Here is a 12,492-nt window from a genome sequence, read left to right on the forward strand (position 1 = left end):
TTTCAGACATAGATGCTTATGGTCCGTTCCGCCGGGCAAAGGCAAGCCCTGCTTAGGCCTCTTCCCCCGTCAGGGCGCCGGGGCCGAGCGGCTGGCCGTAGCTGAACTCGACGAAGTTGCCGTCCGGGTCCTTGAGGCCGCAGTAATAGCCGACGGGATAGGGCTCCTGGCGCGGCGCCCAGGCAAGACAGCCCGCACGCTCCGCCCGCGCCGCGATGGCGTCGACCGCCGCCCTGCTCTCCAGCGCAAAACCGAAGTGGCTGAAGTCGCCTTCCGCCTGGTCGCGACCCGGCCCGCCGGGCAGCAGCACGATGATGAAGTCCTTCTCCCGCCCGGGCTCGGCCAGCCAGACCACGCGGAAGCCGTCCCCATCCGGATCGCCGTCGTCGCGTTCGTGCACCGTCTTCATGCCGCAGTAGTCGCGGTAGAAGGCGATGCAGGCATCCAGATCGCGCACATGCAGCGCCAAGTGGGTGAGGCTCGGAGTCATCGGAAAAGGCTAGCGCGGGAGACGGCGTGGCGCAAAGCCCCCTCACCCTCCCGCTGACGCGGGATACCCCCTCACCCCGGCCCTCTCCCCTTGTGGGCTATGGGATTCACACATTTTCGATGTTTGTTGCGAGTGCGAATCCGGTGAGTTGTGCTGCGAGGGTTTGCCAACCGGTTTTCATGGTCTTTGGTCCGGGCGGTTTGTAGTAGCAGTTCCATCCGCCGAGGCGGGCGCAGACCCAGGCGAGGAACGCGAGGCTGTCGGCTGGATGCGGATTTTTCTGGCGCTCGGTGTTGCCTTCGAGCGTCTTGGAGATCGCCTGGAGTGCGGGCAGAAAGCCGGCGTCGAGGGCGTCCGTCGCCGGTCGGCGCGAGCCGTCGCGGGCATCGACCAGTTGCATGATGCGGGCCGCCGCGCCGAGCGCCATGGCGGCGAACTTCATCAGCCGCCCGGCATCGTGCATCTGGGTTTCGTCGAAGCGCAGGCCGTCGCTCTTGCAGGTTCGGAACAGCTGCTCGATGCGCCAGCGCAGGCGGTAGAGCTGAACCGCACGCTGCGGCGCGATGTCCGCCGACGACAGCAGACGCCAGTGCAGCGCCGCCTTGCCCGCCGGCGGATCGGGCTCGCGCGCTTCGACGACGGTCATCTCGACCATCTCTGCGGCATGCGCCTTCTTCAGCCTCGAGGGGCGGACGATCCGCACACGGCGTGCCCGCAGTTCCACCGTGGCCTCGCGGCCCTTGTCGCCCGGCCCACGCGGGCCGACCTTCACGACAGACCGGCCTTGCGCAGGTTCCGCCGCCAGTGCCTCGAACAGGCGGCGGCCATCCGCCCCGTCTGCTTCGTTCTCCCCGTCCGCCAAGCCACGGTCGTGGCGCGCCCGCACCACAAGCTCCACGCCCTCGGGCTTGCCGGCAAACAGCGTGTAGACGTCGCTTTCCCGGTCGGCCACCACGGTTACGCTGGCGGCGCCGGCCAAACCCTCGCCGGCGCAGCGCGCCCCGGACAGCCAGCGACCGCTCTCCTTGTCCGAAGGCGCACGCCGCCGACGATCGCCCGCCTTGACCGGCGGCCGGGTCCAGATCTCGGCCCCCACAAGGCCAAGCACCGCCTCGTCCTCGGCGTCCACCGCAAGCAGCGGGTGCAGGAAAAAGGCCGGGCTCGTGCCATCCGCCCCGCATCCAAAACCCCGGCGGTTGGCCGCGCGGTTCTTGAAGTTGATCTCGCTCGTATCCTGGATGCAGATCACATGCCGACCCGCGCACACCGCCGCCGTCCGGGCCGCAAGGCCGGACAGGATCGCCGCAACGCTGGAATGCGGCGAAGACAAAAACCGGTGGCACGCCATCTCACCAGCCCGGTCACCACCAACCTTGCGCAATACGCAACTGCCGCTCGACACCAACTGGTCCATCATCCATTCCGACCGACCCGCAACACGCACGTCTCCAAACCCAGCCATCCAGATCCCCCAAAAAAACCTGGATTGCTTGAATCACATCATCGCCTCAAAGAGAAGCAATTCCGTGAATGCCGTAGCCCATCAAGGGAGAGGGGGAACCAAAAAAGAAGGGCTCGGCTCCATTGCCCTCTCCCCTTGTGGGAGAGGGAGGGACCCGCAAAGCGGGAGGGTGAGGGGGCTTCATCCACCATCTGGCACCGATGACAAAAGACTCGACAGCTCATTGCAATTTGGTACATTGGTACATAAATAACATTGAGAACTACGATCATGATCGAACGCGTGCAGACCGGCGTGCGCCTGGAAAAGCGTCTGCTGAAGGTCCTGAAGGGCCTTGCCGAACTGAAGGACCTGAGCCTGGGCGACCTGCTGGAAGGCATCGTCCTGCACAGCTTCGAGGGCAAGGCGCCTTTCGATACCGAGACCCTGAAGGCCATCGAGGACCTGAAGCGGGTCTACGGCCTGGACCTCACCGCCGCCGACAGCCACAAACTGAAGGAGAAGGATGATGGGCGATGAAGAGTTCCTGCACCGCCTTGCGGACTGCAGCCTGCCCAAGGATGAATTCAATCACCGCGGCCACGTGCGCGCCGCCTATCTGGTGCTGAACGAAACCGAAGGATTCGGTGCCGCCCTGGCGCGCATGCGCCGGCTGATCACGGCTTATGCCGAGAGCATCGGCAAGGCCGGCCTCTATCACGAAACCATCACCGTCGCCTCCATGGCGCTGATCAACCAGCGGATCGCGGAAAGCGGTGAAAGCTTATCCTGGGAAGCTTTTGCCGCGGCCAACCCCGATCTCTTCGAGAAAGAGATCCTTGCCACCCGCTACGAAACGGCAACGCTGAAAAGCGATCTCGCCCGCCAGGTCTTCCTGCTGCCAGGGTAAAGAGAAGAAAAGTCATTCAAAGGACCAAGGCATGACAGACTTTTCGATCTCGTTGGGCCAAGACCAGTTTGACTATGAGGGCGAACTGGTTGCATTGGGCTCACTGAAGATTGGCGAGTTTCGTGAGAGCTTTCACGCTTCCCTCTCTTACTGGGGCAGAGACAGATATCTCACTCAATGGCGTGAAGCCCTGGAACGGCTAATCAAAGGCGCACCTCGTTCAGCACTTGTCACATCGATGCACAGCCCCGCGACCACCAATCTGATTCGCTGGTGGCCGCTGTACCGGATTGGCGACAACGCCCACTTCCAGGAACAAGTGCTCTTTATGAATCAGTTGGAGCAGCCTTTCGAGGAAGCAGATCTCTACAGACTTGTTCCGCCGCGCGAGACAACTTCAGAAGACAGTGAACGACTTTCAGAGTGGGCATTGAATCTGACGGCAATCGAGACCTTTCTTGAGTCGGAAACCCCTCGAATTTCGTAGCGCTTAAGGGCCCACATCGGTTGCCCGGGTCAGCGCAGCCCCCTCACCCCGACCCTCTCCCACGAGGGGAGAGGGGGAAACAACAAGGATCGCGCTGTAAAAACCCCTCTCCCCTCGTGGGAGAGGGAGGGGCCCGCGTAGCGGGAGGGTGAGGGGGCCTTTTTGTTACTCCGCCGCGTTGTCGGCGGTTGCCGGAGCGGTTTCGTCGTCAGAGGTCGCTGCTTGCTGCCTGGCCCACATCTGGGCGTAGACGCCCTTCTGTTCCAGCAGGCTTTCGTGGCGGCCGCGTTCGAAGATGCGGCCCTGTTCGAGGACCAGGATCTCGTCGGCCTCCACCACGGTGGAGAGGCGGTGGGCGATCACCAATGTGGTGCGGTCGCGGGAGACCTCTTTCAGGCTGGCCTGGATCGCCCGCTCGGTCTTGGTGTCCAGCGCCGAGGTCGCCTCGTCGAAGAGCAGGATCTGCGGGCCTTTCAGAATGGTGCGGGCGATGGCGACGCGCTGCTTCTCGCCGCCGGAAAGTTTCAACCCACGCTCGCCCACAGTCGTTTCATAGCCGTCCGGCAGGCCCTCGATGAAATCGTGGATGCGCGCCAGCTTCGCCGCCTTCACCATCTCCTCTTCGCCGGCCTCCGGCCGCCCGTAGTGCACGTTGTAGCCGACGGTGTCGTTGAAGAGCACGGTGTCCTGGGGAACGATGCCGATGGCCCCGCGCAGGCTGTCCTGCGTCACCTCGCGGATGTCCTGGCCATCGATCTTCACCGAACCTTCCAGCACATCGTAATAGCGGAAGAGGATGCGGGAGATGGTCGACTTGCCGGCGCCCGAGGGCCCGACGATGGCCACGGTGTCGCCGGCCTTTACCGAGAAGCTCACATCTTTCAGGATCGGCCGGCGCGGGTCATAGCCGAAGCTCACATGTTCGAAGGCGACCGCGCCGCCGTCGAGCGCCAGAGCCGGCGCACCCACCTTATCCGTCACCTCGGCATCGGAGGTCAGCAGCTTGAACATGGTCTCCAGGTCGATCAGCGACTGTTTGATCTCGCGGTAGACCGTGCCGAGGAAGTTTAGCGGCATGGCGAGCTGCAGCAAGTAGGCGTTCACCATCACAAAGTCGCCGACGGTCATGTCGCCCGCGACCACGCCCTGGGCGGCCAGCACCATGAGCAACGTAATGCCGATGGCGATGATCACCGACTGACCGGTGTTCAGCAGCGACAGCGAGGTGCGGCTCTTGATCGAAGCCTCTTCGTAGCCGTGCAGGGCGACGTCGTAGCGCGCGGCCTCGTGCCCTTCGTTGCCGAAGTACTTCACGGTTTCGAAATTCAGCAGGGAGTCGATGGCCTTGGTGTTGGCGTCGTTGTCGGCATCGTTCATCCGCTTGCGGATTTCGATGCGCCACTCAGTCACCTTGAAGGTGAACCAGACGAAACCGGCGATGGTGATGAAGGGCACCACGGCGAAGCGCCAGTCGAAGAGGTACCAGAGAATGCCGCAGGCCAGCAGGATCTCGATCAGGGTCGGGATCACCGAGAAGGCGGTGAAGAACAGCAGGAACTCGATGCCCTTGGTGCCGCGGTCGATGGCCCGGCTGAGCCCGCCGGTCTGGCGCTCCAGATGAAAGCGCAGGGAAAGCGCGTGGACATGGCGGAAGGTCGCCAGCGCCACCCGGCGCACCGCATTCTGGGCGACGCGGGAGAACAGCGCATCGCGCAGTTCACCGAAGGCCAGGGCCGCCACCCGGACGAAGCCATAGGCCAGCAACAGGCCGAGCGGCAGCACCAGGATCAGCTCTGCCTCCGGCGAGAGGGCGTCCACCGCCTCGCGCAGCACCAGCGGCACGGTGACCGTCGCCACCTTGGCGCAGACAAGCAGCACCATGGCCGCCACGACGCGGGCCTTCAGATCACCACGCCCCTGCGGCCAGAGATAGGGCAGCAGGTTGGTCAGCACCTTCAGTTGGCCGAGGCCGGCCTTCTGGCCCGGCTCTATGGTCGTTGCACGCATTGTCTCTCCTGCAGGTCAGGATATAGAGCAGCCGGCCCGAATGCCCAAACTTTCTGTGTGATGTGACCAAAGCCCCCTCACCCTCCCGCTCCGCGGGCCCCTCCCTCTCCCACGAGGGGAGAGGGAAATAGAGCCGAGCCCTCCCTTTTTGGTTCCCCCTCTCCCCTCCGTGGGAGAGGGTCGGGGTGAGGGGGACTCATCCCGCGCAGCGGGAGGGTGAGGGGGCTTTTGGTTTTCCGCCTAAGCAGCCGCCGTGCGGCGCTGCTTCACGATGCCGAGGATTTCGCTGGCGGCGTGGGGGATGTTGCTGCCGGGGCCGTAGATCGCGGAGACACCCGACTTCATCAGGAAGTCGTAGTCCTGGGGCGGGATGACGCCGCCACAGACCACGATGATGTCGTCGGCGCCCTGGGTTTTCAGGGCCTCGATGAGCTGCGGCACCAGGGTTTTGTGGCCCGCGGCCTGGCTGGAGATGCCGACGATGTGGACGTCGTTCTCGATGGCCTGGCGGGCGCCCTCCTCCGGGGTCTGGAACAGCGGGCCGACGTCGACGTCGAAGCCGATGTCGGCGAAGGCGGTGGCGATCACCTTGGCGCCGCGGTCGTGGCCGTCCTGGCCCAGCTTCACCACCAGCATGCGCGGGCGGCGCCCCTCCTCCGCCTCAAAGGCTTTCACCTCACCTTGAATGCGCTGGAAACCTTCGTCGCCCTCGTAGGCCGAACCGTAGACGCCGGTGACGGAACGGATGACCGCGCGGTGGCGGGTGTAGACCTTCTCCAGCGCGTCGGAGATTTCACCGACGGTGGCTCTGGCGCGGGTCGCTTTCACCGCGAGGTCCAGCAGATTGCCGCTGCCGTCCTTCGCGGCCGCCGTCAAAGCATCCAGCGCCGCCGCGCAGGCCTTGGCGTCGCGCCCGGCGCGGATCTTCTGCAGGCGCGCGACCTGCTGTTCCCTGACAGCGGTGTTGTCGATGTCGAGCACCTCGACCGGGTCGTCGTCCTCGGCGACATACTTATTCACGCCGACGATGACCTCCTCGCCGCGGTCGATGCGGGCCTGACGCCGGGCCGCCGCCTCTTCGATCCTGAGCTTGGGCATGCCGGTTTCCACCGCCCGGGTCATGCCGCCCAGGTCTTCCACCTCGGCGATCAGCTTGCGCGCCTCGGCGACCATGGAGGCCGTCAGGCTTTCGACGTAGTAGCTGCCGGCCAGGGGGTCGGCCACCTTGGTGATGCCGGTCTCCTCCTGCAGGATGAGCTGGGTGTTGCGGGCGATGCGCGCCGAGGACTTTGTCGGCAGGCCGACCGCCTCGTCCAGCGCATTGGTGTGCAGCGACTGGGTGCCGCCCAGGGCCGCCGCCAGGGCCTCCACCGCGGTGCGCACCACATTGTTGTAGGGCGACTGTTCTGTGAGCGAAACGCCGGAGGTCTGGCAGTGGGTGCGCAGCATCAGGGAGCGCGGGTCCTTCGGCTGAAAGTGCGTCTGCATGAGATCGGCCCAGAGGAAACGCGCGGCGCGCAGCTTGGCGATCTCCATGAAGAAGTTCATGCCGATGGCGAAGAAGAACGACAGGCGCGGCGCAAAGGCGTCAACGTCCAGGCCCTTCGACAAGGCCGCCCGCACGTATTCGACACCGTCGGCCAAGGTGAAGGCCAGTTCCTGCACGCAGGTCGCCCCGGCCTCCTGCATGTGATAGCCGGAAATGGAAATGGAATTGAAGCGCGGCATCTCCCGCGAGGTATGGCCGATGATGTCGGCGATGATCCGCATCGAGGGTTCGGGCGGATAGATGTAGGTGTTGCGGACCATGAACTCCTTCAGGATGTCGTTCTGAATGGTGCCGGAGAGTTTCTCCGGCCCGACGCCCTGTTCCTCCGCCGCGACGATATAGCCGGCCAGCACCGGCAGCACCGCGCCGTTCATGGTCATGGAGACCGACATCTCGTCCAGGGGAATGCCGTCGAAGAGGATCTTCATGTCCTCGACGGAATCGATGGCCACCCCGGCCTTGCCGACATCGCCGACGACGCGGGGATGGTCGGAATCATAGCCGCGGTGGGTCGCCAGATCGAAGGCAACCGAAAGCCCCTTCTGCCCGCCGGCCAGATTGGCGCGATAGAAGGCGTTGGACTCTTCGGCGGTGGAAAAACCGGCGTACTGGCGCAGGGTCCAGGGCCGCCCGGCGTACATGGTCGCCCGCGGTCCGCGGGTGAAGGGCGCGAAGCCGGGCAGCGAGCCTGTCGTCTCGAGGCCCTCCAGGTCTGCCGCCGTATAGAGCGGCTTCACCTTGATGCCCTCCGGCGTCTCCCAGGCCAGGGTCTCGGGGTCGGCACCCTTCAGGTCCTTCGCCGCCAGGGCCTGCCAGTCCGCCAGGGTCTTCTCCGGCCAGTCGCTCATCGTCTCCGCCCTCTTCTCATCGCCGGCCAATCCGGCGCAAATCCGCTCATTTCGCAGGTGCAGTATAAGCCGACGAACGATTTCGGGCAAAGGGGCGGCAGAACCCTAGTTTCCGGGAGCGTCAGGCTTGGCCAACAGCGCCGAAACCGCGCCGTAGGTGGCGACGCCGTAGGGCACGATGTAGGTGAGTAGGGCCTTCATCAGGTCGAGGCCCTGGCCGGCGAGGAGCCGGTCGCCCTGATTGATGGCGATCAGCAGCGTGCCGACGACGAGGGCGACGCCAAGGGAGCGGCGCACCACGGCGGGCCGCAGGGCGGTGGTGAACCAGTGGTTCATGACGTCACAATCCCGGATTTCATGGCCAAGCATCCCTGCTCTCAGATGGCAGCATAGCGCCCTTCCACAACAGCCGAGAAGGCCTCTCACCTTCCCGCTGACGCGGGAGTCCCCCTCACCCTCCCGCTCCGCGGGGCCCTCCCTCTCCCACGAGGGGAGAGGGTGTTACAGCGCGCCATTGTTGTTTCCCCCTCTCCCCCCAAACAGCCCTGGGGTGGGAGAGGGTCGGGGTGAGGGGGAGCCTCCGACAACCACGTCTCTCAATTCAGCAAGACAGATCAAGCGGACCTCGGGTAGGTCTTTGTCAGTCAACAAGGACCGCCCACGAAGGAGCCGCCCCATGAGCCAGAGAGAGACCACCCGCCAGACCTGGCTGGCCCGCTTCCTGCGGGTCACTGACTACGTCACCGAGAATCTGGACGGCGATCTGGATCTGGAGCGCCTGGCCGAGGTCGCCTGCCTCTCGCCCTATCACTTTCACCGCTGCTGGTTCGGCTTCACCGGCGAGACGCTGGCCCAGATGGTCACCCGCCTGCGCCTGCATCATGCCGCGGGCGATCTGATCGCCGGCGACGAGGCCATCGAAAATGTGGCGCAGAAAGCCGGCTACGGCTCCGCCGCCGCTTTCACCCGCGCCTTTACCCGTGCCTTCGGGCGCAGCCCCGCGGCCTATCGCGCCGAAAGACGACTCTCACCACCGCTTTCCCTGATCCCCCAAGAAGAAGGAGACCTTCGGATGTTCGATGTCCGTGTCGAAGAAACCCTGCCCATTACCCTCGCCTCGATCCGCCATGTCGGCCCTTACATGGAGGTCGAAAAACCCTTCAACCAGGTTTTCGGCTGGGCCATGGGCGCCGGCGTCATGGGGCCGAACACCCGTGTCATCGGCGTCTACCATGACGATCCCAATGACGTTCCGGAGGCCGAGCTGCGCTCCGACGTCGGCATCGCGGTCGAACCGGGCACCGCCACCGAAGCGCCGGTCCGGCTGGTCGAGGTTCCCGGCGGCCGCCATGCGGTGCTGCACTTCAAGGGCGCCTATGCCGAGCTGCTTGGCGCCTACAACTGGCTCTATGGCACCTGGCTGCCGCAGAGCGGACAGGAGCCGGCGGATGCCCCCTGCTACGAGGTCTATCTGACCAATCCGCGCGAGGTCGCGCCCGCCGACAACATTACCGAGATTCATCTGCCGCTGAAGAACTGAGTCTCTTTCCCAGCGTCGAACCCTTCTCGAGGCCCGTCTGCCGGTTCCCCCTCCGGCGGCGGGCCTTCCCCTTGCTGCGCTCTAGCGACTTCGCCACTGCATCGTGAGGGCGAAAGCCACGACCAACGCCGCCGCGGCAACCAAGCTCGGCAGCAGGAAGGAATTGCCGAAGCCATAGGCATAGCCGGCGAAGCTTGGCCCGATCATCTGGCCAAGGCCGAAGGCGGCGGTCATCAGGGCGATGGAGCGGCGCGGGTCGCCTGATGTCAGGGCGCGCGCATAGACCAGGCCGAGCGCCGTGATGCCCATGAAAGTACCGCCCAGGAGGATCGCCGCGGCAAAGACGGCGGCCGCGGAGCTGCCGAGCACCGAAAGTGCCACACCGATGCCTTCGGCCAGACAGGCCAGGGCAAAGCCCCGCGCGGTGCCCTGACGCCGCGCCACCCAGGTCCAGAACGCCACCGAGGGCACGGCGGCCAGCCCGACCACCAACCAGATATAGGGCTCCAGCCAGGCGATCTCCGGGGTCAGCCGCACCAGGGTGGAGATGAAGGTGGCGGTGATCACGTAGCCGAAACCGAACAGTCCATAAGCGAAAATAAGGGCGACGAGGCGCCGCCGATTGCCCTCAACCCGGGACACCGGTTTGGTTGCAGCGCCTTCCGGTTCCGGCGGGATCAGACGAAACACGGCGAGGAAGGCCAGCAGGGAGAGCGCACCGCTGGCCAGCCAAAGCCCCCGCCACTCCAGGCCGCGAGCGGCGAGCCCTGCAACCAGCAGGGCTGAGAGGGCAATCCCGGCACCGACCCCGGCAAAGTGCAGGGCGGAGAGGCCCGGCCGCCCGACCGTGGCAAGACGGTCGAGCACCAGGGCGGAGGCAAAGACCAGCACGAAGGCGCTGGCCACCCCGCCGGCAAAGCGCAAGACGATGAAAAGGGTCAGCGAAGCTTCCGCCGCCATGGCTGCTGTGGTCAGGGCCGAAACCGCGAGCGCGGCAAGGAACCAGCGCCGCCGCCCGCCGGGCAGCGCGGCCTTGGCCGCCGCGAGGGCACCCAGCAGATAGCCGAGGAAGTTCGCCGAGGCGACAAGCCCGGCCTGGGCCTGGCTGAGCCCGAGCGTCTCCACCATGAAAGGCAGGATCGGCGTATAGACGAAACGCCCGATACCCATGGCGGCGGCCAGGGCGATGCAGCCGCCGAGGGCAACCGCGGCGGCACCGCTGCCCATCGCGTCAGGTGATTTCGAATCGTCGCTCACCCTACAAGGCTAGCACGCGTTCTGGTGCCGGGATCTGCAATTCCCAAAAATAGAATCGTCCGGGTGAGGATTGAGATCGGATTACTTCGCCGCGTCAGCGCCGATCAGCGCGGCGGTGCCGTCGATGTTGGCGAGGCCCCAGTCCCTGACCGCCGCGAGAACAGGCCTCAGGCTGCGGCCCTTGTCGGTCAGGTGGTACGTCGCGCGCTTGCCCGAGAGCGGCGAGCGACGTTCCACCAAGCCCTGTTCGACCAACAGGTTCAGACGGTCGGTCAGGATGTTGCTGGCGACACCTTCGGGCGAGCGCTGAAACTCAGAAAAGCGGGACCGACCAAAAAACAGATCCCGGACCACAAGAAGGGTCCAGCGGTCACCCAACAGGTCCAGCGTGCAGGCCAAGGGACAGGATGACCGTTTTTCACCATCACCCCGACTGTTAACGCTCTTACTCATCAAGGACCTCCGCCTGACCGAAGAACCGCCTCTTCGCGACGTTCGCAGTGATCAGGTGATCCACAGGTTTCAAGCTTACGTAGTTTACTTGCAAAATGCAAGTATCAGGCCGTAGAAGTGACGACGCGCATGCAGCTCCGCCACGGCCAGACGACCGAGGGAAAGCCGCCATGTACGATCTGATGCAAGCCCACCCGATGACCTTGATCATCGTCATGTCAGCGGTGCTGGTGACGCCCCTTTACATGCTCTGCACTTACGTCTTCAGCGGTGCTTCAGCGCGCAAAGGCGCACTGATCGGCAGCGGTTTCCTCTTGTGGGGGGCGGTCATGACCTGGTTCTGCCTGGCCGGGATCGTTCAGGACATGGGGCCGTTGGGCAGCCTCGTGGTGCCGGTTTGCTGGCTGTTGCCGAGCCTGATCCTCTTCATTTGGCGGGATTGGTTTCTCAGCGAACCGCTGTCCCAGCGCTGGCTGATCGGCCTTCAGGTCTGGCGCGTTATCGGCGGCGTTTTTCTGATCGAGATGGTGGGCAGGAATATCCCGGGTGTCTTCGCTTACCCGGCCGGCATCGGCGACATCCTCGTTGGCATCACCGCCGTTGCCGTGCTGGTTTTCTATCGGCGGCGCAAGTACATCGCACCCGGCGCCGTTCTTCTCGTACTCGGTCTTGGCGTCGCGGATTTCCTCAGCGCGTTCTTTTTCGGTTTCACCTCTTCCGCAGGTCCGCAGCAGCTTTTCTTCCCGGAGATCGCCAACAACTCGCTTCTGTTCCCGACCGGGATGATCCCTCTTTTCCTGGTGCCCTATGCGATCTTCTTCCACACGTTGTCGTTCCTGACATGGCGGCAGCCCAACGCCCAAGAACAGCGCCTCAGGGCGGCGTGATTTCGCCGACCACTTCAGGCCGATCACTGCCGTTGGGGCGCAGGACCAGCCCGCCGCCGGATTTTACCGGCTCCTGACCGATCACCGTGAAGGCATGGGTATGGCTGACCAGCACCAGAGGCGGCCCATCGGCAGAAGGTGCGAGGTCGATGATGTAACGGCGCAGCGCCGCGTAGGTCGCTTCTTTATCGCCGGTGCTCCAGTGAAAGTAATTCAGCGCCGGCTCTTCGGTCACCGGACCCATGTCGAGCAGTTCTGCGGTCTGCTTGGCGCGGCAATACTGGCTGCTGACGAGTCGCACCACCGTAACATCAGCCGCTTCAAACCGCGCCTTGAGTTCCGCTGCCTGCCGACGGCCCGGCGCTTCGACCCGACGCTGGGTGCGGCAGTTCCGCAGATCGAAATCATCGGCATCGGAACCGCCGGCCTTCACATGGCGCAGCAGGACGACATAGCCGCCGTCATTCAGCCGCGCCAGATCGAAGTCCTCGGCAACCGCAGGGGCCGGCATCGAAAGGGACAAAAAACACAGCAGCAGCGCCGCACCGGCGCGCAGCAAAATAACAGCATTCATGTGACCCCCCCGGAATGCGAATTCTAGCTTCCCGCATTCCTTCTACACG

General features: G+C 64.6%; 13 protein-coding genes. 5 read left to right on the plus strand and 8 right to left on the minus strand.

Annotated elements, in window-relative coordinates; translation table 11 throughout:
* Positions 1-52: 52 nt before the first annotated feature.
* Positions 53-490, minus strand: coding sequence for a VOC family protein (locus tag ACP146_RS21405; RefSeq protein WP_422368784.1), 438 nt, complete (start codon positions 488-490; stop codon positions 53-55).
* Positions 491-596: 106 nt separating this feature from the next.
* Positions 597-1,952, minus strand: a complete 1,356-nt coding sequence (locus tag ACP146_RS21410; RefSeq protein WP_422364713.1) for an IS4 family transposase — start codon at positions 1,950-1,952, stop codon at positions 597-599.
* Between the two features lie 270 nt (positions 1,953-2,222).
* Here ACP146_RS21410 and ACP146_RS21415 point away from each other — a divergent pair, with 270 nt between their 5' ends.
* The 3 genes from ACP146_RS21415 to ACP146_RS21425 are packed head-to-tail and all read left to right on the plus strand — an operon-like array spanning position 2,223 to position 3,328.
* Positions 2,223-2,471: a hypothetical protein gene (locus tag ACP146_RS21415; protein WP_422368785.1), complete on the plus strand. Its 249-nt coding sequence runs from the start codon at positions 2,223-2,225 to the stop codon at positions 2,469-2,471.
* Positions 2,461-2,841: a hypothetical protein gene (locus ACP146_RS21420; protein WP_422368786.1), complete on the plus strand. Its 381-nt coding sequence runs from the start codon at positions 2,461-2,463 to the stop codon at positions 2,839-2,841. The genes ACP146_RS21415 and ACP146_RS21420 overlap by 11 nt, the downstream gene beginning before the upstream one ends.
* 31 nt (positions 2,842-2,872) lie before the next feature.
* Entirely contained in the window at positions 2,873-3,328 is a 456-nt protein-coding gene (locus ACP146_RS21425; protein ID WP_422368787.1) for a hypothetical protein, read from the plus strand.
* A gap of 165 nt (positions 3,329-3,493) precedes the next feature.
* On the opposite strand, the gene ACP146_RS21430 is transcribed toward ACP146_RS21425, so the two are convergent.
* From ACP146_RS21430 to nrtS, 3 genes are all read right to left on the minus strand, one after another.
* The gene (locus tag ACP146_RS21430; protein WP_422368788.1) at positions 3,494-5,335 is read right to left on the minus strand and encodes an ABCB family ABC transporter ATP-binding protein/permease; all 1,842 of its coding nucleotides are present in this window, start codon (positions 5,333-5,335) and stop codon (positions 3,494-3,496) included.
* 240 nt (positions 5,336-5,575) lie between these two features.
* Entirely contained in the window at positions 5,576-7,732 is a 2,157-nt protein-coding gene (gene scpA, locus ACP146_RS21435) for a methylmalonyl-CoA mutase (RefSeq protein ID WP_422368789.1), read from the minus strand.
* A gap of 105 nt (positions 7,733-7,837) precedes the next feature.
* The gene (nrtS, locus tag ACP146_RS21440) at positions 7,838-8,101 is read right to left on the minus strand and encodes a nitrate/nitrite transporter NrtS (RefSeq protein WP_422368790.1); all 264 of its coding nucleotides are present in this window, start codon (positions 8,099-8,101) and stop codon (positions 7,838-7,840) included.
* Between the two features lie 307 nt (positions 8,102-8,408).
* On the opposite strand from nrtS, the gene ACP146_RS21445 reads away from it, so the two are divergent.
* Positions 8,409-9,272: an AraC family transcriptional regulator gene (locus ACP146_RS21445; protein ID WP_422368791.1), complete on the plus strand. Its 864-nt coding sequence runs from the start codon at positions 8,409-8,411 to the stop codon at positions 9,270-9,272.
* 81 nt (positions 9,273-9,353) lie between these two features.
* Here the strand turns inward: ACP146_RS21445 and ACP146_RS21450 are convergent, their stop codons facing one another.
* The gene (locus tag ACP146_RS21450) at positions 9,354-10,529 is read right to left on the minus strand and encodes a YbfB/YjiJ family MFS transporter (RefSeq protein WP_422368792.1); all 1,176 of its coding nucleotides are present in this window, start codon (positions 10,527-10,529) and stop codon (positions 9,354-9,356) included.
* An 81-nt stretch (positions 10,530-10,610) separates the two neighbouring features.
* Positions 10,611-10,982 (minus strand): winged helix-turn-helix transcriptional regulator, encoded by a 372-nt coding sequence (locus tag ACP146_RS21455; RefSeq protein WP_422368793.1) that lies wholly within the window; start codon positions 10,980-10,982, stop codon positions 10,611-10,613.
* A gap of 170 nt (positions 10,983-11,152) precedes the next feature.
* Here ACP146_RS21455 and ACP146_RS21460 point away from each other — a divergent pair, with 170 nt between their 5' ends.
* The gene (locus ACP146_RS21460) at positions 11,153-11,869 is read left to right on the plus strand and encodes a hypothetical protein (protein ID WP_422368794.1); all 717 of its coding nucleotides are present in this window, start codon (positions 11,153-11,155) and stop codon (positions 11,867-11,869) included.
* On the opposite strand, the gene ACP146_RS21465 is transcribed toward ACP146_RS21460, so the two are convergent.
* Positions 11,856-12,443 (minus strand): histidine phosphatase family protein, encoded by a 588-nt coding sequence (locus ACP146_RS21465; RefSeq protein WP_422368795.1) that lies wholly within the window; start codon positions 12,441-12,443, stop codon positions 11,856-11,858. The genes ACP146_RS21460 and ACP146_RS21465 overlap by 14 nt on opposite strands.
* Positions 12,444-12,492: the final 49 nt, after the last annotated feature.

Origin of the sequence: Pelagibius sp., from assembly GCF_965249265.1 — a bacterium.
Lineage (GTDB): Bacteria > Pseudomonadota > Alphaproteobacteria > Kiloniellales > Kiloniellaceae > Pelagibius.

Excerpts from the sequence above, each read along its gene's own strand:
- ACP146_RS21465 (WP_422368795.1), bottom strand. The coding sequence starts at position 12,443 with ATGAATGCTGTTATTTTGCTGCGCGCCGGTGCGGCGCTGCTGCTGTGT.
- ACP146_RS21405 (WP_422368784.1), bottom strand. The coding sequence starts at position 490 with ATGACTCCGAGCCTCACCCACTTGGCGCTGCATGTGCGCGATCTGGAT.
- ACP146_RS21460 (WP_422368794.1), top strand. The coding sequence starts at position 11,153 with ATGTACGATCTGATGCAAGCCCACCCGATGACCTTGATCATCGTCATG.
- ACP146_RS21455 (WP_422368793.1), bottom strand. The coding sequence starts at position 10,982 with ATGAGTAAGAGCGTTAACAGTCGGGGTGATGGTGAAAAACGGTCATCC.
- ACP146_RS21445 (WP_422368791.1), top strand. The coding sequence starts at position 8,409 with ATGAGCCAGAGAGAGACCACCCGCCAGACCTGGCTGGCCCGCTTCCTG.
- ACP146_RS21415 (WP_422368785.1), top strand. The coding sequence starts at position 2,223 with ATGATCGAACGCGTGCAGACCGGCGTGCGCCTGGAAAAGCGTCTGCTG.
- scpA (WP_422368789.1), bottom strand. The coding sequence starts at position 7,732 with ATGAGCGACTGGCCGGAGAAGACCCTGGCGGACTGGCAGGCCCTGGCG.
- ACP146_RS21410 (WP_422364713.1), bottom strand. The coding sequence starts at position 1,952 with ATGGCTGGGTTTGGAGACGTGCGTGTTGCGGGTCGGTCGGAATGGATG.
- ACP146_RS21430 (WP_422368788.1), bottom strand. The coding sequence starts at position 5,335 with ATGCGTGCAACGACCATAGAGCCGGGCCAGAAGGCCGGCCTCGGCCAA.
- nrtS (WP_422368790.1), bottom strand. The coding sequence starts at position 8,101 with ATGCTTGGCCATGAAATCCGGGATTGTGACGTCATGAACCACTGGTTC.
- ACP146_RS21420 (WP_422368786.1), top strand. The coding sequence starts at position 2,461 with ATGGGCGATGAAGAGTTCCTGCACCGCCTTGCGGACTGCAGCCTGCCC.
- ACP146_RS21425 (WP_422368787.1), top strand. The coding sequence starts at position 2,873 with ATGACAGACTTTTCGATCTCGTTGGGCCAAGACCAGTTTGACTATGAG.